This is a genomic window from Gracilimonas sp. (assembly GCF_040218225.1).
Lineage (GTDB): Bacteria > Bacteroidota > Rhodothermia > Balneolales > Balneolaceae > Gracilimonas.
Genome location: NZ_JAVJQO010000006.1, coordinates 622199 through 640493 on the forward strand (window position 1 = coordinate 622199; position 18295 = coordinate 640493).

Sequence of the window (18295 nt, forward strand, 5' to 3'; positions counted from 1 at the left end):
TCATATAATTACTAAAGAAATCATTTCTTCAACAAATCCCTGATCTCAGTCAGAAGCACTTCTTCCTTAGAAGGCTCGGCAGGTTTAGGCGCCGGTTTTTCTTCTTCCTTTTCCATGAAGTTGTTGTAGGCTTTTACCACCATAAAGATAGCCGTTGATACGATAATGAACGTAATAATGGTATTGATAAACGCACCATAGTTAATGGTAATAGCCTGTATGGTTCCATCGTCCAGCACTCGTCCTGCAATGGTTAGCTTCAGGTTCGCAAAGTCTACACCCGCTATTAAATATCCCACCGCAGGCATTATGATATCATTCACAAACGACTTCACAATGGCCCCAAAATACGTGGCCATGATTAAACCCACGGCCAGTTCTATGACATTTCCACGAGATACAAATTTCTTAAATTCTTTAAATAAATCTTTCATTTTCTTTTTTAGTTTTTGGGTTTTGAACCGTGATTTGTGGGATTTTCTCGATTAACATAATTTTTACTTTCTCATGATATAAATCACGGTAATCACGGTTATCTTTTTAATCCTGGTTCAAAACCTAATCTACATTAGCCTCTTACCCAAATCTGCGTTATTTTCAGGAGAACGTTTATTTCGAAATAAAAAAATTCCAGATTTCTCTTATGAAAACCATTGCCCAGCTTACGTACATCCCCTTATCTGAAGAAGATCCCCGCGAAAAAGTACAGGACCTGCTGGAGCACCTGGCTCAATATGATGTAGAAATTGAGGTTGGCTATTTATCAACCACCATTATCGGAGCCCCAAAAACCGTTTTTGAAGTTATAGAAGATCTCTACGATACCATGGCCATGGAAAGTGAGAAGTTTCGTTTTCACGTAGAGCTGCTCAGTCCGGAGAAGTAAACAGTCAGTTTGTAGAGGCATGAGTCATCCTGAGGCTACTGCCGAAGGATCTGCACAAGTTAGACTCGTGAAGATTCTTCGCTATCGCTCTGAATGACAAACTAAAACCTTGCCTCTAACAGCTATAATAGTTTCGAAGCCAGATTTGCCAGGTCAGACCGTTCCCCTTTCTCCAGGTTGATGTGCGCATACATTTCGTTGTTGTTCATGCGGTCTACCAGGTAACTGAGTCCATTGCTCTGGGCATCCAGGTATGGCGTATCAATTTGGAAGATGTCACCGGTAAAGATGATTTTGGTATTTTCACCCGCACGGGTAATAATGGTCTTCACTTCGTGAGGCGTTAAATTCTGAGCCTCATCAATAATGAAAATCACGTTTGACAGACTGCGCCCACGGATATAAGCCAGCGGAACGATACGCAGTTTATCGGTTTGCAACATCTCATCAATCTTCTTGAACGGCTTGCTGGTTTCCTTATACTGGTTTTTGATGAAACTCAGATTGTCCCAAAGGGGCTGCATGTAAGGATCAATTTTTGCATTGGCATCGCCGGGCAGGAAGCCAATATCTTTATTACTTAAAGGAACAATGGGTCTCGCCAAATAAATTTGTTTGAAATTACTTCGCTGCTCTAATGCACTTGCAAGAGCCAGCAGTGTTTTTCCGGTTCCGGCCGCGCCGGTAATGGTACAGCATAAAATATTCGGGTTATGAAGAGCGTGAAATGCAAAAGTCTGCTCTGCATTTTTTGGCTGAATGCCATAGGCATTTGTTTTCTCAACCACTTCCACACGCTTACTTTTAGCATTATACCAGCCCAATGCGGAAGAACCATGGCTCTTCATAATGTAGTAGTGGTTACAAATCGGATCAGCTTCCATCAGCTCTTCCGGCTTGATTTTGCCTTTCTCATAAAACTTACTAATCACTGAAGGGTCTTCTATCTCCAGGGAAGTCTTGCCCTTATACAAATGCTCAATATCCTGAATCCGGATGGTTTCATAATCTTCTGACTCCAGATTCAGCGCCCGCGCTTTCAGCCGCAGGTTGATATCTTTGGATACCAAAATCACCCGTTGGTTTGGGTTCTCTTCTTTCAGATGAAGTGCTGCATTTATAATCCGGTGGTCATTTTTGTCCGAGCCATATACTTTGGTGGCATCCATTGAATTTTCGCCGTTGGTAATCACCCTGAGCTTTCCATGCGACCTGCCATTTAAAGGAATCCAGTTTTGCAGCATATTCGCGTCGGAGATTCCATCCAGGTACCGGATAAATTCCCGGGCATGCAGGTTAATTACATTATTTCCCTTTTTGAAGGTGTCCAGTTCTTCAAGAACCGTAATCGGGATTGCTACATCATTTTTTTCGAAATTTCTAACTGCTTCATAGTCGTATAGCAGAACGGAAGTGTCGAGGACGAAGATCTTCTTGGATTTCTTCTTAGGCATAGATGAGAATGTTTGATTAGTCTTGCCATATGTACCAGCCGGGTAGATGATTGTAAGAGCGGCTTTTGTAATAAAGCTAAAGCCCCAACCATTTGCAATAACCAACCTTTATTTAATACAATTTTAATGAACAGTACGCAGTGAACAGTTTCACAGTGATCAGTTGTCAGATACTTCTGAGCCTGTTATAAAGCCAGGACTAACTTTGGATACTGTTCACTGAAAACTGATTACTGTAAACCCCACAAGGCAATACTAACCGCAATAGCTGCATTCAGGCTCTCAACTTTATCCTGCCCATGGGCTGATTCTATTCTTACTTTCTTTCTCCCGGAAGCCAACAAACTCTCACTGATTCCATTTCCCTCATTCCCAACCACAAGTACCGTTTTTTCTTTGGGCTGAACCGTTCTGAGGCTAACACTTTCTGCTCCTCCGTCAAGCATTAGAATTTCCCAGCCTGATTTTTCCAGTTCCTCAAATACTTCTCCCAAATTACCCGACATGACCGGAATACTTCCCGTTGCCCCGGCTGTACTTCTGACTACTTTTGGGTGATAGACATCCACGCTTCCCTTCCCTGCAATTAACGCTTTCGCCCCAAACCAGGCAGCCGTTCTGAGTATCGTCCCCATATTTCCCGGATCCTGAATCGCATCCGTAGCCACAATAATACCGGGGTGTTTGGCTAACTCTTCAGCCTCAATTTCTGCCGGAGTTTTACAAACCGCCAAGATGCCCTGTGGATTTTCTGTATCAGCAACCTCAACCATAACATCCTCTTCTATCAAAACACTGATCGCTGTCAGTTGATTGCTAATCGCTTTCCCCTCAACCACAAAAACCGTTTCAACTTCAACTAATCCGTTTTCCAGAACCTGCTCAACCGCCCGCTCCCCCTCTACTACAAACCGCCGTTCTTTCTCGCGATACTTTTTGCGGGCTAACTTTCGAAGTAATTTTATCTCATTATTTGATGCGTTTCTCATGCACCAAGAATACAGAACTCAGGATTCAGAATACAGAACTTTAAACTACTTCCATGTTCAATGTTCCTTGTTCGACATTCGATATTCTCTTTCTGTATTCTGACTGCTGACTTGCCTATCTTCACCAAAAAATAAGAGCAAAAATTACGTTATGGAGTTTCTCAAAACATTAGGCATTGAAGGTATTAATCCCGGAACAAGCACCGGAAGAAAACATCACGAGAGTAAAGAAACCATAAGCAGTTTTACCCCCACCGATGGAGAAAAAATTGCTACGGTAGGAGTAACTACCCGTGAACAGTATGATCATGTGGTGGAAGAGGCTCAGAAAGCATATAAGGTTTGGAGCCAGATGCCTGCCCCTCAGCGTGGAGAGATCGTCCGCCAGATTGGAGATAAGCTTCGTGAATACAAGGAACCGCTAGGGAAACTGGTTACCTATGAAATGGGAAAGATTTACCAGGAAGGTTTAGGTGAAGTACAGGAGATGATTGACATCTGTGATTTCGCCGTTGGCCAATCCCGCATGCTGTATGGTAAAACCATGCACAGCGAGCGGCCTCAGCACCGGATGTATGAACAATGGCATCCGCTGGGTATTGTGGGCATTATTTCGGCATTCAACTTTCCGGTTGCCGTATGGAGCTGGAATGCTATGATTGCTGCCGTTTGTGGAAACGTAATGATCTGGAAAGGTTCCGAAAAAACACCGCTTTGTGGAGTTGCCGTTCAGAAAATTGTTGCCAAAGTGCTCAAAGAAAATGACCTCCCCGAAGGAATTTTCAACCTGGTTACGGGAGACCGACAGGTAGGTGAATGGATGACCGAAGATGAACGCATTCCTTTGATTTCAGCTACCGGTTCCATCCGAATGGGTAAAGAAGTAGCCAAAACAGTTGGCGGCCGATTAGGAAAAACCATTCTTGAGCTGGGTGGCAACAACGCCATCATTATATCAGAAAATGCCGATATCGAAATGGCTATTCGGGCGACCGTTTTTGGAGCTGTCGGAACCTGCGGCCAGCGATGCACCAGTACCCGCCGCCTGATTATTCAGGAATCGGTTTATGATCAGGTAAAAGAGCGGCTGCTAAACATTTATGAGAATATCACCATCGGTGATCCATTGGACGAAAACACCCTCGTTGGACCGATGATAGATCAGGCAGCGATTGACCAGATGCAAAAAGCACTCAAAGAAATTGAAAAAGAGGGCGGAAAAGTAATTACCGGAGGCGAACCTCTGGATGAAGATGGTTTTTATGTGAAACCTGCCATCGCCGAAGTTGAGAACCATTATAATATTGTACAGGAAGAAACATTTGCTCCTATCCTCTATCTCATCAAATACAAAACGCTGGATGAAGCTATCGAGCTTCACAATGGTGTGAAACAGGGACTCAGCTCCGCTATGTTCACTCTGAATATGCGGGAAGCTGAAAACTTTCTGAGTGTCCGAGGCTCTGATTGCGGAATTGCCAATATCAATATTGGAACCAGTGGAGCTGAAATTGGTGGTGCCTTTGGTGGGGAAAAAGAAACCGGGGGCGGACGTGAATCCGGCTCTGATTCCTGGAAAGCATATATGCGTCGTCAAACCAATACGATGAACTGGGGAGATTCGCTGCCACTAGCACAGGGCATCGATTTTGATGTTTAAGTTTTACTCCTGATTACTTTATTCATCTTTGTCATCCCGAGTGCATTTAGGTTTGATTCGATCAGAACCTCAAACATTTAGACTATCTCCTAAATTTACTTTGAGATCCTTCGCGTATTACTATTTCAACTTAATCAGATATTAAAGCGCTCAGGATGACAACTCTTATTCAGAAATACCCCATGGACGAAAAAATCACATCCCTCATCTCCCACTTCGATCTTGAGGAGCACCCTGAGGGCGGCTATTTCAAAGAGACGTACCGAAGTGAAGGTGTTATTCCGGAGGCTGTTTTCCCGGATATTTTTGAGGGAAGCCGTAATTATTGCACGGGCATTTATTTTCTCTTGACTTCAGATACCTTTTCTGCTTTTCATAAAATCAGACAGGATGAAATGTGGCATTTTTATCAGGGGTCCCCACTTACCATCCACATGATCAGCACGGATGGAAACTATTCCAAACAGGTAGTTGGGCTGAATTTTGATAACGGAGAGTTACCACAATTCACCGTACCCAAAGAATACTGGTTTGCCGCTGAAGTCAATGAACCCAACAGTTATTCATTTGTCGGATGCACGGCCTCCCCAGGTTTTGATTTCCGGGATTTTGAACTAGCTGAAAAAGAAAGATTGAGCTCCCAATTCCCTCAGCATAAAAACATCATATCCCGGTTAACCCGGGATTGATTTTGAAGGTTACCGTTATTTGATAAGTGTAAGCTTTCGGATCATCGTTTGATTGCCGACATCCAGCTTATATAAATAAACGCCACTTGAAAACTTACCTGATGAGGCGTCCCATTTTAGCGAATGAGTTCCCTGCGCCCTGATGCTATTTTCAAGCACCGCTACTTCCCTTCCCATGATATCATACAAGGTTAGCTTTACCCGGCCCGGATTATCCAACCGATACGAGATGGTGGTTGTCGGGTTAAATGGATTCGGATAGTTTTGATACAGGTTAAAGCCTTCAACAACATCTTCAGAATCTTCATCTTCAATCCCCACCAACACATCACTGTTTTCTGCTCCCGGGGTTCCATGACCTGAAGAAGCAGCCCAATTTCCTGCTACTGAATTATCCAGTCTGGGATGAGTCAGTGAAAGTGTAGCACCCTCTCCGTCAGCTTCAGTTGGCCAGGGTTGGTCATCACTATAGGTAACCTGATCTATAATTTCACCATTGTCATTAAATAACCGAATGAATTCCCCACTTCCTGCAAAGCCAAAATCAAGATCGCCTACAAAATTATTAACCGCAGGGAATAAGGCTGAAAACTTAGCATTGTCTCGTGTCAGCACTAAAAATCCATTGCTCTCCAGCACCGTCCCTTCTTCGAAGGTATATTTATGGTCATCTTCTGAATCTGAGAAATACCAGCCTCCTAAATCAATATTTGAGTCCGTGTTGTTATAAAACTCAACCCAGTCTTCCGTATCAAAATTATCTGCAGAATTATAGTTTATCTCATTAATAACAACAGGAGTGTTATCTGAAAGATCATTCCTTGTGAACATCGCCGTAACAGCATCATCCCCTGCAATAGTAATTTCTGTTTCAAAATCAGTACCAGATGCAACTCCACTCCAGCCTGCAAAAGAATAGCCCGGAGCCGGGATTGCCTTAATTTTGGTTGGAATAGATTTGTACACCAGCACCCAGTCGGTAGTGTCTGACCGAACCGTTTCTACCCTCACAGCACCACCTTCTGCAGGGCTTGATGATACCTCAAGCTTATTTACGCTCGGAAGATCAAAGAAATTTTGAAGGTGTGTACGCGCAACGGTTTGCCTGCTTCGCACGAAGCTTTTCATTCTTTCCAGGTGTTTTTCCCAATTCATGCCAGAACCCAGACGAAACGATTCCTCCCATCTTTCCATATGGCGGGGAACTTCTGTCTCAATAAGTGCAGCCGTGCTGTCAATAAAGCTCAGAAGTCGTGCAGGCGCAAAAGATGCCTGTATCTGAATACTGTACCGCTGAATAAATTTATTCCGGAAAGTTTCGCTTGTTAGTAAGCTTCGGAATAAAAGCGTAGACCATTCGGAATTTGCGTAATAAATGGTATTGGTAGTACCCACCAACTCTAAGCTATTGGAATCGTACTGACCGTTACCATGGCTGTTCATGGTCATGTCCATATCATACATAATCCAGCGCCATTTACCTTCCGGACTTTGAGGCCTCCAGTACCTGATATTATTGGCTGGCCAATCTCCATTCGCCATATAGATTTCTGTAAATATATAGTCGATATACTGATCGATATCCATCTGTTGGGAAACCCAATCGTAATTCTCTTTTATTGATAGATCGTTATTCTTTATAAAATCGATCATGGCTTGATAGTGTGCATCTGACCCTTCTTTCACATTTGCATTGCCTGTAAGAATATCGAGTTCGTCTTCATCGTAGCCGTAATTGGATTCAATGAAATCCTCGTTTTGCTTTTCACGGAGTATATGAATCCCCCAATACTCCCCATTTAAGAAAACAGCTACCGGTTTAAAAGCCTGATAACCTAAATCCATCCGGCCTCTCACCATCGCCTGGATAGATGCATTCCTGATCATTGCTCGATACCAATCCTGCCCGCCGCTTCTGAGTGCAAGGCGATCAAACTCCGTAAAAGGCTTATCTTCAAAAAGCGGATAGTTTAGCTTCTTGAGGCCGTAATCACCCCTGAAATAGATGTCCAGAGATTTTTGATCATAAAGACGGGTACAGCCACCCCCAATTTTCACGCCGGCATTTACACTGAAACCAGGCGTTTTATCTTTTTCGAAGAATGCAAGATGTACAGGACGCTCCCAGTCCTGATTCCAGTTTCTTGGAGTACTTCTGCAATAACCAGGAATACCATTGGTGCCTTCAACATAGATGCCTAGTGTATCCGAGAAAAAACCAGCCGGGTTTGTAGTTATAGAAAGAACGGGCAGCTCTGTAGCTTCATCAATGAAATAAGATCTGAAAAGCAAAGAAGTATCCGCATTGTTTTCGCCTAAGATCATAACCCGTAACACAGAAGTCTGGTAAATTGTCAAAGAATCCTGAAAAAGCGTATTTGTAGTATCTGGTGAATCCCCATTGAGCGTATAGAAAATAGACGCTGTTTCAGGCGCACCTTCGATTTGAACAACTACTGAATCGGAATAGAAGCCGCTTTCCGTTACCGATGGTTCATTTTGGACCTGGGCTTGAACTTGTACAGCAAAAAAAACAAAGATCAGAAAAGAGGCGGGCTTTAGAAAATAGGTTCGGGACATATTAATGAAATGGTTGGCATTTTGTTGCCTGTAATTAAAGACCTTTTCAGAAAAAAGATGTGAAATAAAATGTAATATAATTTATTTCCATTGTCCCTTTCATAAGCCTGATTACATCAGCAGTATCTTTCTATCCTTTCAAGTAATTTAGAAACAAAACCTTCCTGCTCGGGTTTCATAAACACACTTCTGAGAATGGTCACCTGCTCCGTATCCGTTTTATATTCAGGGTGAAGGCGGTGAAAAGTATCAGCAGGTATTTTATATAAGGAAAGATAAAACGACTGCTCACGCATTCCCGCATCAAAAACTTCTTTTGATTTAGCTGAAATCTCAGAAGTAGTTTTAACCTCAGAAGGAAAGTATCCCAGAATATCCAGTACCGGTTTTTTGAATGCTTTCAGTTTTTGGCTTGAACCGATCAGATCATACATGTTTCGGGCAGCTTGCAGGCATTTTTTTAGGACAGGGCCAAAGCCCTCTTTTTCTTTTAGGGGAAACATCTGCAGGGTGGCCCAAAGTGCAACTGCCGCCGCACCGGCACGGGAACATTCCAGGCTGATTTCACCAAGGTGAAGGTCTTCAGAAGTGAAATACGTGTATGGGGAATCATGCTTATAAAACTTGCCCACAGCCGGGTCTTTGAAAAGTACACATCCACACCCATAAGGCTGGAGGCCATGTTTATGTGGATCAACCACAATGCTGTCGGCCTGTTCCATCAGGTGCCAATTGGTACCATCTATTAAACCTGAATCTTTAAGCACCCTGAAAAATCCTCCATAAGCCGCATCAATATGTATTCTGATGCCATGCTTTTTTGCCCAGGGTAAAATTTCATTCAGAGGTTCAACTTCCCCCAACCCGGTAGTTCCAAGAGTAACAACAACAGTTCCTATTTCTTTTGGGTTGATTGCATCCAGATCAAAAGCACTATTTTCAAGAACCGGTATTTTAACCCCTTCAACCCTTAACACACCACACATACGATGATGGGTATAATGGGAGTTTTCCGAAAAAGCTATTTTCTTATTAGGGTGAGATTCTCTTGCCACCCAAAGTGCTTCAAGGTTTGCAATAGTTCCGCTGGCTGTTAAATGACCGAGAAATTCATTCCCATACCCAAAAAATTGAGCCAGTTCAGCAACGGCCTCTTTCTCCATTTCGGAAGATGGGGGACCACCATCAAGAGCATGGTTATTTGGGTTTATTGACATTGCCATGGCATACGCAGCCCATGTCAACGGATGGGGAGGCTTAAGCATCTGTCCTGCATACACAGGATGATGAAAAGGAAAATTACATGCTAATCGCTGTGCTAGTCTGCCAAAAACTTCAGCTGTTTTTTCTTCAGAAACCGTAAGTGTTGGGTCCTGTTCCCACGCACCGAAAGAAGACTTCCACTCTGAAAGCTTGTTCAGAGCGTGGTCTAATGTTTTTTTTGAGGCTTCATCCATTAGTAAAGGTTTACAGAAACACCGGCCGATAGCACCTGCTTGAGCTGTATTTCACTAGAGAAGTCATTATCGTATCGAAGTTCAAACTGGAAGGAAGCGCTAACAACATTATTAATTTGGCCAACCAGTTCATTCCCCCAGGCTATATCTGTCTCGCTGATAGGAATCAAAAAGTTGGTGAATGTTTCAAGGTTGCTGGAGTACAAAATATTTTCGGCCACTTGTTTTTCAAAATTAATACCGGTTGTTAAACCACCCTCAGCACGAAAGTTATCCCCTTGATTCAATCCATAATTGGGTGCCAGATCACCGTCTTTGATAATCGTTTGTTTTAGCCCAAGACCGGCCTCAAAAATAAAACTTTCGCTCGGAGCATACGCTAAACCCACTCCTTCATTAATATAGGCGGGGGCCATAAAATTTGAGATGAGTGAGTCACCACCAGCAACTTTTGCATCATAATCAAAACCCTGGTCAAACTGAGTTTTAAAGCCAATCACTCCATATGCAGAAAGAGTTCCGTCCTCTTCAAAGGTATAAGTAAAACGATTACGGATAGAAATAAGATCATCTGTTTTTCGTACCCCGTCACCATTAATTCGTGATTGCCCATACTTCAAATTTGTTCGGAATCCATACCCAAACTTTCCATCGCGGTAGAGTATGGTAAATACAGAAGACCCGGTTCCACTAACTGAGCTCACTCCACCCTGAGACCAGTTGCTATAGGCAGCCTGTGATCCATTTAAACTGGCCACCCATTTTTGCTCCCATCCATTGAGTGTATCCGGAATGGATATAGTTTGAGCTGAAATTGACAATGTTGTAAAACTTAAAAAAAGAAAAGCAGTTAAGGCTTTCATTCTGGTATTCATCTTAAATTTTGTTGTTTAATTATTCTTAAAAAGTATGGCTTGATCCAGGCTTCCATCTTTGAGCATAACCTCAATATGTTCTCCGAGCTTAGTAGGTACTTTTATTCCCATTAAATCTGTTCGCAAAGGATATTTACGGTGCCCCCGATCCAGTAATGCTGCTATTTCTATGCTTTCCGGTTCATATACGCTGCAAACAGCAGAGAGCGCACTAAACATTGTTTTACCTGAGAAAATCACATCGTCAACAAGCAACACAAATTTTTCGTTGCAATCAGGGAGGTTGCTTTTTGAAGCCTTACCCTGTACATCATATCTATGAACGGTGATCTTTGTTTCCATCAATTTTTCAAGGCTTTCTCCCAACAATTTAGCGGTAGCCTCTCCCCGTTCATTTAAACCAATCAGCACCAATTCCCCTTCATTCTCTTTACTGATACGTTCCCAAACCTGAATCGCCATTCGCTTAAGCGTGCGCTCCATGCGGGCCCGGTCCATCAAAATAATTTGCTTTTTCATAACCTGACTTTAAAAATTTAGTCAAAGGTACCGTTTTCTTTACTTAGTGTTAAAAAATATCAAAAGAATAGAGCATATTTTCTTATCTTAACACTGTTAACCTCAACCCAAAAGAGAGAACTATGAAACGTGTAATTGGAACTTTATTAGTTGGTGCAACCGCCTTTGCCGGAGGTGTGATTTCCGCCTTATTATTTTCACCTAAAAGTGGCGAAGTGAATCGCAGATGGGTGAGTAAGCAAAGCAAAAAGACAAAAGGCCTGCTCGAAGAAAAAGGCAAAAAGTGGAAAGAAGACAGTGAGAAAAGAATTGACCGTTTTTCCAAAGGCGTAAAAAAAACCTTGAAAGATTCTGTTCCCAACCTGTATGAAGCTACCGAAAACCTTCACTTTTCGGAGGAAGAAGAAGTAGAAGAAATAACCAAACATGGTTGAATCTGGCTTTGAACATTCGGAAGCCTTTTTACAATGGATTTGGGAAAATCTGCTCTTTGATTTCACGGATTTAAAAACTACATCCGGACAAAACATTCTCATCCTGAACCCCGGGAAAAGAAACACATCAGACGGGGCTGATTTCAGACAGGCCTCCCTTGAAATTGAGGGGCTGACCTGGCACGGCGATATTGAACTTCACACCAAAAGTTCGAACTGGAGATTGCATGCTCATCATTCAGATCCGAATTTTAATTCCGTTGTCCTTCATGTGGTAGCCGATTTTAATTCTGAGCCCGTAACAACCCAAAATGGAAGTCAGCCTTATACGCTCAATCTTTTGCCTTACCTATCCAAAAAATTACATGTGTTTTTGAGAAACTTTGAAGAGCACACTTCTGAATTACCTTGTGCTTCCAGCTTTAATTTTATTTCTGAAGAAGCTTTTTACCTTCAAATTGAGCAAGCTCATCAAGAATATTTTGAGAAGAAAACAAATGACTTTCTGAAGTTCTACAACCCAAATTTACTTCCTTCAGCAGCCTGGCGTCGTGCTCTTATCATTACTCTTTGGGATGGGTTGGGTATTCCGCATAACCGGGAAGCCATGAGAAACACTGCTGAAAGAGTCTTGCGCCAATGGAATGGTAAACATACAAAAGAAGGCACAAAATTAGCTCTGGAAATTGCCGGCTTTGGGCATCCAAATACGGATATCACATGGAATCATAAATCACTTCGCCCAGCCAATCACCCTCAAAAGCGAATCGTGCAGGCTATTCAACTTAGTGCTGCCATTTTGCAGGAGCCTTTCGATCAATTTCTTTCAAAAGGAGCTTTAACAATCTGGGACCGCTGGTTCGGCACGGAACAGCTCATCCAAACCTCCCGGTTCGAAATTTTGTATGGCACCGTTTTTCTTCCCGCTCTTTTTTTACTCGGGAATTTATTCGCATCTAACGCTCTGAAAACAGCTTCACTCTCAGCCTGGAAAGAATTAAAAACACCAATTCCGGATTCTCTGCTCAAGAAGTTCCGCTCTTTTGATCTCCAAGATAAACGATATCGTAAAAAACTGGGCTCAATACACCAATTAAAATCATATTGCAAACCTGCCAGATGCTCTGAATGTTTTGTACTAAAAAAAGCGATTCAGTCTTGATTGCTTTTAAAGTGATTTCTATCTTTGGAGTCTGTCAATGACATGAATTGCCCGGTCGTCTAATGGCAGGACAGCTGGTTTTGGTCCAGTCAGTGGGGGTTCGAATCCTCCCCGGGCAACACAATTAGCTAAAGGATGACTGTTAAGCCATCCTTTTTGTTTATTAGTTGTAGTTTTAATTAGTAAACATTCCATTTAACCTGAACTGAAGGCCCGCGCGAAGTGGACACTCCCCTGGCGATTTTTTCCGGCACAAGTAACCCGGCTTTAGCAAGAGCAATTGCTGAAGAATACGGCACATCATTAGGTGATGTGACTATTAAGAAATTTTCAGATGGTGAGCAGTATGTAAAGTACGAGCAAAGCATTCGGGGCGAAGACATCTTTTTGATACAATCTACGCCCCCTCCTGGTGATAACATTATCGAATTGTTGTTATTGTTGGATGCAGCAAAGCGCGCTTCTGTAAAAAGGGTAACCGCAGTAATTCCATATTTTGGATATGCCCGGCAAGATCGTAAAGATCAGCCCCGGGTTTCTATAGGTTCAAAATTAATGGCTAATCTGTTGGTTAAAGCTGGGGCAGATCGCATTTTAACGATGGATTTGCACGCAGCTCAGATACAAGGATTTTTTGATATCCCGCTTGATCATTTATATGCAAGCCGGGCTTTTATTGATCATTTTACTTCCAACCCTATCGATAACCTGGTAGTGGTAGCTCCGGATGTAGGCAGCCTGAAAATGGCTCGTGCTTACTCTAAGAAACTTGGAGCTACACTGGCATTTATTGATAAAAGAAGGCCCAAAGCCAACCAATCTGAGATTATGAATCTGATTGGTGAAGTAGAAGGAAAGAATGTGTTAATCGTCGATGATTTGATCGACACAGCCGGAACATTGACGAATGCTGCTGCTGCTTTGAAAGAAAGAGGCGCACTCAACATTGTCGCAATTTGTACACACCCGATTTTATCGGGTCCGGCATTTCAGCGAATCGAAGATTCGCCTATTGATGAGTTGTTGGTTACGGATACCGTTCAGCTTCGCCAGCCTTCAGATAAAATTAAAGTGCTGAGCATTGCGAATATTTTTGCTGAAGCTATACAACGCATTCACACTAACGACACTATCAGTGCACTGTTTGATAATTAATGATTAAGGTAAACGCATTATGGCATACCCAGAATTAGTAAAACTTGAAGGAAAAGTCAGAGAGACCAGCAAAAAAGCTAACAAAGCTCTCAGGGAAGAATTACGTGTCCCGGCTGTTCTCTATGGTCCCGATGTTGAAGAGAATATTCACTTTTCCATTGACGAGCTTGAATTAGAGAAAATCTTAAGAAAGCCTCAAACCAAGCTTCAGGAACTCACTGTTGAAGGAAAAACGTTCAAAACTCTTCTGAAAAGAACTGAATTTGACCCGGTAACAGACCGTCCGATTCATGCAGATTTTTATGTTCTGGCAGACGATCAGAAAGTAACTCTGCGTGTTCCTATTAAGATTTCAGGAAGCGCTAAAGGAGTTGTTGAGAATGGTGGTAGGGTATTCAAACCTATGAACTTTGTTCGTATCCGAGTACTACCCGCCGATATTCCTGCTGAATTTGAAATAGATATTTCTCCACTTGAAATCGGACAGTCTTTCCATATTTCTGATTTGGAACTGGAAGGCATTATTCCTTTGGATGATCTAAGCCGAACCATCGTAACCATTCGTCCTCCGAAAGGTGCCGACTTCCTCGAAAATCTTGTGGCGGGTGTTACCGACGAGACCGAAGAAGAAGTTGTTGCTGAAGGTGAAGAAGTGGCCGAAGGCGAAGAACTTGCTGAAGGTGAAGAAGCGCCTGAAGGTGAAGAAGGAGATGAGTCTTCTGAAGATAAAACAGAAGAATAATTCTTTTTTGATTCCCGAGAATGGCAACGTGATCCCTGCTTGATATGTCCCTTATTATTGGATTAGGAAATATCGGGCAAGAATATGAGGGGACACGTCACAACATCGGGTTTGAAATTGTTGATGCGATAGCTGAAACTCTTTCTACTACATTTAGGCCTGGAAACGGGCCTTTTGTGGTTGCAGAAGGCAGGCATCGCGGGCGGAATGTTGTGCTTATAAAGCCTAACACTTATATGAATAAAAGTGGAGTCGCGGTACGAAAAGCACTTTCCGAGTACAAAACAGACATAAAAAACTGCCTTATTGTTTATGATGATCTTAACCTTGATGTCGGTGATGTCCGGTTAAGGCCACAAGGCAGCGCCGGTGGGCATAATGGAATAGCCAACATCATAGAGATGCTTGGAACCCGAGAATTTCCCCGGCTTCGGTTTGGCATAGGGAATAACTTCCCAAAAGGCCGGCAGGTTGATTTTGTGCTATCGCCTTTCAACAACTCAGATCAAAAATATTTAGAAGAGGGCATTCAAAAAGCCCATGATGCTTGTCTATGTTTTGCACGGGAAGGCATCGCAAAAACCATGAACAACTTTAATTAATGAATGTTGACTGAAGCTACCCTTCAGCACATTGAACTTAAACTAACGTAACGGGAAACAATGCATACTTTAGTCTATCTAATACCGGTGGCAGGGGTGCTCGCACTTTTGTACACTGCATTTAAATCTTCCTGGGTATCTAAACAAGATATCGGGACCGAGAAAATGGAACGCATCAGCAAGCACATTGCGAGCGGAGCCATGGCCTTCCTTAAAGCTGAATACAAAGTACTAGCTATCTTTGTAGCTGTTGTAGCTGTAATTCTTGCTATCAGTGCCGATCCAACTACATCCAGCTGGATGGTTGCCATCTCTTTTGTAATTGGTGCTCTTTGCTCTGGCCTTGCTGGCTTCATTGGGATGAAAGTAGCTACCAAAGCTAACGTAAGAACAACAAATGCTGCTCGTACCAGCCTTGGTAAAGGACTTGAAGTTGCTTTCGCTGGCGGTTCTGTAATGGGACTTGGCGTAGTTGGACTTGGCGTTCTTGGACTTAGCGGATTGTTTATTGGCTTTGGTGAATTATTTGGTCTTGAAGGTCCTGCTGCCGTGAATAAAGTACTCGCTATTGTAACCGGATTTTCATTCGGTGCTTCTTCTATTGCTCTTTTTGCGCGTGTTGGCGGCGGTATTTATACCAAAGCTGCTGATGTTGGAGCCGACCTTGTAGGTAAAGTTGAAGCAGGTATTCCTGAAGATCACCCATTGAACCCCGCTACTATTGCAGATAACGTTGGTGATAATGTTGGTGATGTTGCCGGTATGGGCGCTGACCTTTTTGAGTCTTATGTAGGCTCTATTATTGGTACGATGGTACTCGGTGCTGCTTTCATGACCATCCCTGAGTGGAGCGATAATTTCAATGGACTTTCTGCTGTATTGCTTCCATTAGTTCTTGCAGGAACCGGAATTGTGACTTCTATACTCGGAACCTTCTTTGTACGAGTTAAAGAAGGTGGTAATCCACAAACTGCACTTAATATTGGTGAATTTGCATCTGCAGCTGTAATGCTGGTTGCTTCTTTCTTCATTATCCAATGGATGCTTCCGGCTGAATGGACATTTGCCGGCCAGACGCTCACCTCTCTTGGTGTTTTCTGGGCTACTATTTTTGGACTTGCTGCCGGTCTTTTGATTGGCTTGATTACCGAGCACTACACCGGAACTGGTACAAAACCGGTTTGGTCTATTGTGAAGCAATCTGTAACCGGATCGGCTACAAATATCATAGCAGGTTTAGGTGTTGGTATGATCTCAACAGCTATCCCGATTATCATTATCGCCGTTGCTATTATTGGTGCCTACCACTTTGCCGGTCTTTACGGTATCGCGATTGCAGCTGTTGGAATGCTTTCAAATACTGGTATTCAGTTAGCCGTTGATGCTTATGGCCCTATTTCTGATAACGCAGGCGGTATTGCTGAGATGGCTGAACTTGAGCCGGAAGTACGTGAGCGTACGGATAAGCTTGATGCTGTTGGTAACACCACTGCTGCTATCGGTAAAGGTTTTGCTATTGGTTCTGCTGCTCTTACTGCTCTTGCACTTTTTGCTGCTTTCATTACTGCATACAACGCAACACATGAAGTTCAGTTGACAGGTATTGACGTAACCCGTCCTACCGTGATGGCTTCTCTTTTTGTTGGAGCAATGCTTCCTTTCCTATTTTCTGCTCTTTCTATGCAGGCCGTAGGTCGTGCAGCGATGAGTATGATTGAAGAAGTTCGACGTCAGTTTGCTGATATCCCTGAGCTTAAATTGGCACTGAGTGCAATGAATAGAAATGAAGGTAAGAAACTTGCTGACTGGTCAGACGAAGATCGCGCAACGTTCGAAGCTGCAGACGGTAAAGCTGAATATGAAAAATGTGTTGAGATTTCAACATCTGCTTCTATCCGTGAGATGGTTCTTCCGGGACTGCTTGCTGTTATTGTTCCCGTACTCTTCGGTTTTATTGGCGGACCTGAAATGTTAGGTGGTCTTCTTGCAGGTGTGACTTCTGCAGGTGTACTTATGGCGCTCTTCCAGTCTAACGCTGGTGGTGCATGGGATAACGCCAAGAAGATGATTGAAGAAGGCGTAACCATCGACGGTGTTGAGTATGGTAAAGGTTCTGAGCCTCACAAAGCTGGTGTTGTTGGAGATACCGTAGGTGATCCTTTCAAGGATACTTCCGGACCTTCTCTGAACATTCTGCTCAAGCTGATGTCTGTAGTTGCACTTGTTATTGCAACAATGATTTAAGCTTAAAAAGCACGTATTTTTAAAGCCCTGATGATTGATCATCGGGGCTTTTTTGTTTTATATACTTTGTTATGCTGAACTTGATTCAGCATCTTTAACTGATAACTCTTTAACCTAGTCAGATCCTGAAACTTGTTCAGGATGACTTAACAGTTTTATTATGCCAAATACCGACATCTTCAAGCTCTTCTTTCATCACGACCAACGACTGGATAAACTCGCTGAGAGAAATACCCGAGAGAATCCCCAGAAAATGGAATCCACATTGGAAGATTTCATGACGCCAGACCCAACCTACTCTAAGTTCTATCTTACCGGAACCGATTTGAAAAATGAGCGCTTTGGACTGAACCTGCTTGAAGGATATGAGAAAATCATCGGCGCATTGGAAAAAGCTTTTGAAAACAGAAACATATTCACCGCAGAGAGCAAACAAGATTCTATCTCCGGTGCCATTGAAAGTTTAGAGTTGGGTAAAGTATTTGTTCTTACCAGTAAAGATGAGATTGAACTGGATATAGAAAGCCTGCACATAGATGTCAATTCAAACGTAGGCCACCTGAAAGAAGAGTTGAAGAAAGCCCTGGAAGAAGGCTTCATAGTTGTATATAAAGAACAAGCTAAGGATGGCTTTGATTTGCACATTTTCTCCAAAAAGAATGTGTACACCAATATGTTTTATCCATTGCAGGAATTAGTTCCTGATACCTTTAGATTCTTTAGCATCAATGGAAAGAAGTTCAGATCAGAGCGACACTTCTATTTCGAAACATGGACTCTCGATAAACCTCCTCACGGATTTGAAGAGGTTTTTGAGCAGTCAGTTCTATAATTCTTAAATAATTAG

At 42.7% G+C, this 18295-nt stretch carries 17 protein-coding genes and 1 tRNA gene; 11 read left to right on the forward strand and 7 right to left on the reverse strand.

The genetic code is table 11. The features are described from left to right. Positions 1 to 20: 20 nt before the first annotated feature. Positions 21 to 434, reverse strand: coding sequence for a large-conductance mechanosensitive channel protein MscL (mscL, locus tag RIB15_RS09990; RefSeq protein WP_350202004.1), 414 nt, complete (start codon positions 432 to 434; stop codon positions 21 to 23). A gap of 209 nt (positions 435 to 643) precedes the next feature. On the opposite strand from mscL, the gene RIB15_RS09995 reads away from it, so the two are divergent. Further along, complete coding sequence (locus tag RIB15_RS09995) at positions 644 to 886, forward strand: hypothetical protein (protein ID WP_350202005.1); 243 nt, start codon at positions 644 to 646, stop codon at positions 884 to 886. A 122-nt stretch (positions 887 to 1008) separates the two neighbouring features. On the opposite strand, the gene RIB15_RS10000 is transcribed toward RIB15_RS09995, so the two are convergent. Both RIB15_RS10000 and RIB15_RS10005 read right to left on the reverse strand, forming a co-directional pair. Beyond that, positions 1009 to 2340 carry a PhoH family protein gene (locus RIB15_RS10000; RefSeq protein ID WP_350202006.1) on the reverse strand — a complete coding sequence of 444 codons (1332 nt, stop codon included), beginning with the start codon at positions 2338 to 2340 and terminating at the stop codon, positions 1009 to 1011. A gap of 230 nt (positions 2341 to 2570) precedes the next feature. After that, entirely contained in the window at positions 2571 to 3329 is a 759-nt protein-coding gene (locus tag RIB15_RS10005) for a TrmH family RNA methyltransferase (protein ID WP_350202007.1), read from the reverse strand. A gap of 151 nt (positions 3330 to 3480) precedes the next feature. On the opposite strand from RIB15_RS10005, the gene amaB reads away from it, so the two are divergent. Together amaB and RIB15_RS10015 are read left to right on the forward strand one after the other, a co-directional pair. Further along, positions 3481 to 4989, forward strand: coding sequence for an L-piperidine-6-carboxylate dehydrogenase (amaB, locus tag RIB15_RS10010; protein ID WP_350202008.1), 1509 nt, complete (start codon positions 3481 to 3483; stop codon positions 4987 to 4989). A gap of 182 nt (positions 4990 to 5171) precedes the next feature. After that, positions 5172 to 5678 carry a cupin domain-containing protein gene (locus tag RIB15_RS10015; protein WP_350202009.1) on the forward strand — a complete coding sequence of 169 codons (507 nt, stop codon included), beginning with the start codon at positions 5172 to 5174 and terminating at the stop codon, positions 5676 to 5678. Positions 5679 to 5693: 15 nt separating this feature from the next. Here RIB15_RS10015 and RIB15_RS10020 read toward each other — a convergent pair whose 3' ends face one another. The 4 genes from RIB15_RS10020 to RIB15_RS10035 all read right to left on the reverse strand — a co-directional run bounded on the left by RIB15_RS10020 (position 5694) and on the right by RIB15_RS10035 (position 11109). Beyond that, positions 5694 to 8258, reverse strand: a complete 2565-nt coding sequence (locus RIB15_RS10020) for a CotH kinase family protein (RefSeq protein WP_350202010.1) — start codon at positions 8256 to 8258, stop codon at positions 5694 to 5696. A 116-nt stretch (positions 8259 to 8374) separates the two neighbouring features. Next, positions 8375 to 9715 (reverse strand): pyridoxal phosphate-dependent decarboxylase family protein, encoded by a 1341-nt coding sequence (locus tag RIB15_RS10025; protein WP_350202011.1) that lies wholly within the window; start codon positions 9713 to 9715, stop codon positions 8375 to 8377. Then, entirely contained in the window at positions 9715 to 10590 is an 876-nt protein-coding gene (locus RIB15_RS10030) for a DUF3078 domain-containing protein (RefSeq protein ID WP_350202012.1), read from the reverse strand. The genes RIB15_RS10025 and RIB15_RS10030 overlap by 1 nt, the downstream gene beginning before the upstream one ends. A 15-nt stretch (positions 10591 to 10605) precedes the next feature. Then, the gene (locus RIB15_RS10035) at positions 10606 to 11109 is read right to left on the reverse strand and encodes a phosphoribosyltransferase family protein (RefSeq protein ID WP_350202013.1); all 504 of its coding nucleotides are present in this window, start codon (positions 11107 to 11109) and stop codon (positions 10606 to 10608) included. A 122-nt stretch (positions 11110 to 11231) separates the two neighbouring features. On the opposite strand from RIB15_RS10035, the gene RIB15_RS10040 reads away from it, so the two are divergent. The 8 genes from RIB15_RS10040 (at position 11232) to RIB15_RS10075 (ending at position 18280) form a co-directional block, all read left to right on the forward strand. Next, entirely contained in the window at positions 11232 to 11543 is a 312-nt protein-coding gene (locus RIB15_RS10040; protein WP_350202014.1) for a YtxH domain-containing protein, read from the forward strand. Next, positions 11536 to 12705, forward strand: a complete 1170-nt coding sequence (locus RIB15_RS10045; protein ID WP_350202015.1) for a DUF2851 family protein — start codon at positions 11536 to 11538, stop codon at positions 12703 to 12705. The genes RIB15_RS10040 and RIB15_RS10045 overlap by 8 nt, the downstream gene beginning before the upstream one ends. 48 nt (positions 12706 to 12753) lie before the next feature. After that, positions 12754 to 12824, forward strand: a tRNA-Gln gene (locus RIB15_RS10050). 103 nt (positions 12825 to 12927) lie between these two features. Further along, a complete protein-coding gene (locus RIB15_RS10055) occupies positions 12928 to 13860 on the forward strand; it encodes a ribose-phosphate diphosphokinase (RefSeq protein WP_350202016.1) in 933 nt (310 codons plus the stop codon). A gap of 19 nt (positions 13861 to 13879) precedes the next feature. Beyond that, positions 13880 to 14602: a 50S ribosomal protein L25 gene (locus tag RIB15_RS10060; protein WP_350202017.1), complete on the forward strand. Its 723-nt coding sequence runs from the start codon at positions 13880 to 13882 to the stop codon at positions 14600 to 14602. A gap of 44 nt (positions 14603 to 14646) precedes the next feature. After that, positions 14647 to 15204 carry an aminoacyl-tRNA hydrolase gene (gene pth / locus RIB15_RS10065; protein WP_350202018.1) on the forward strand — a complete coding sequence of 186 codons (558 nt, stop codon included), beginning with the start codon at positions 14647 to 14649 and terminating at the stop codon, positions 15202 to 15204. A gap of 60 nt (positions 15205 to 15264) precedes the next feature. Next, a complete protein-coding gene (locus tag RIB15_RS10070) occupies positions 15265 to 17448 on the forward strand; it encodes a sodium-translocating pyrophosphatase (protein ID WP_350202019.1) in 2184 nt (727 codons plus the stop codon). 160 nt (positions 17449 to 17608) lie between these two features. Next, positions 17609 to 18280: a hypothetical protein gene (locus RIB15_RS10075; RefSeq protein ID WP_350202020.1), complete on the forward strand. Its 672-nt coding sequence runs from the start codon at positions 17609 to 17611 to the stop codon at positions 18278 to 18280. The last annotated feature ends 15 nt before the right edge of the window (positions 18281 to 18295 follow it).

What these genes read in the sequence shown, in the direction of transcription:
- RIB15_RS10025 (WP_350202011.1), bottom strand. Translation starts at nt 9,715, where the DNA reads ATGGATGAAGCCTCAAAAAAAACATTAGACCACGCTCTGAACAAGCTT.
- RIB15_RS10070 (WP_350202019.1), top strand. Translation starts at nt 15,265, where the DNA reads ATGCATACTTTAGTCTATCTAATACCGGTGGCAGGGGTGCTCGCACTT.
- RIB15_RS10040 (WP_350202014.1), top strand. Translation starts at nt 11,232, where the DNA reads ATGAAACGTGTAATTGGAACTTTATTAGTTGGTGCAACCGCCTTTGCC.
- RIB15_RS10005 (WP_350202007.1), bottom strand. Translation starts at nt 3,329, where the DNA reads ATGAGAAACGCATCAAATAATGAGATAAAATTACTTCGAAAGTTAGCC.
- RIB15_RS10030 (WP_350202012.1), bottom strand. Translation starts at nt 10,590, where the DNA reads ATGAATACCAGAATGAAAGCCTTAACTGCTTTTCTTTTTTTAAGTTTT.
- pth (WP_350202018.1), top strand. Translation starts at nt 14,647, where the DNA reads ATGTCCCTTATTATTGGATTAGGAAATATCGGGCAAGAATATGAGGGG.
- amaB (WP_350202008.1), top strand. Translation starts at nt 3,481, where the DNA reads ATGGAGTTTCTCAAAACATTAGGCATTGAAGGTATTAATCCCGGAACA.
- RIB15_RS10075 (WP_350202020.1), top strand. Translation starts at nt 17,609, where the DNA reads ATGCCAAATACCGACATCTTCAAGCTCTTCTTTCATCACGACCAACGA.
- RIB15_RS10000 (WP_350202006.1), bottom strand. Translation starts at nt 2,340, where the DNA reads ATGCCTAAGAAGAAATCCAAGAAGATCTTCGTCCTCGACACTTCCGTT.
- RIB15_RS10060 (WP_350202017.1), top strand. Translation starts at nt 13,880, where the DNA reads ATGGCATACCCAGAATTAGTAAAACTTGAAGGAAAAGTCAGAGAGACC.
- RIB15_RS10020 (WP_350202010.1), bottom strand. Translation starts at nt 8,258, where the DNA reads ATGTCCCGAACCTATTTTCTAAAGCCCGCCTCTTTTCTGATCTTTGTT.
- RIB15_RS09995 (WP_350202005.1), top strand. Translation starts at nt 644, where the DNA reads ATGAAAACCATTGCCCAGCTTACGTACATCCCCTTATCTGAAGAAGAT.
- mscL (WP_350202004.1), bottom strand. Translation starts at nt 434, where the DNA reads ATGAAAGATTTATTTAAAGAATTTAAGAAATTTGTATCTCGTGGAAAT.
- RIB15_RS10045 (WP_350202015.1), top strand. Translation starts at nt 11,536, where the DNA reads ATGGTTGAATCTGGCTTTGAACATTCGGAAGCCTTTTTACAATGGATT.
- RIB15_RS10015 (WP_350202009.1), top strand. Translation starts at nt 5,172, where the DNA reads ATGGACGAAAAAATCACATCCCTCATCTCCCACTTCGATCTTGAGGAG.
- RIB15_RS10035 (WP_350202013.1), bottom strand. Translation starts at nt 11,109, where the DNA reads ATGAAAAAGCAAATTATTTTGATGGACCGGGCCCGCATGGAGCGCACG.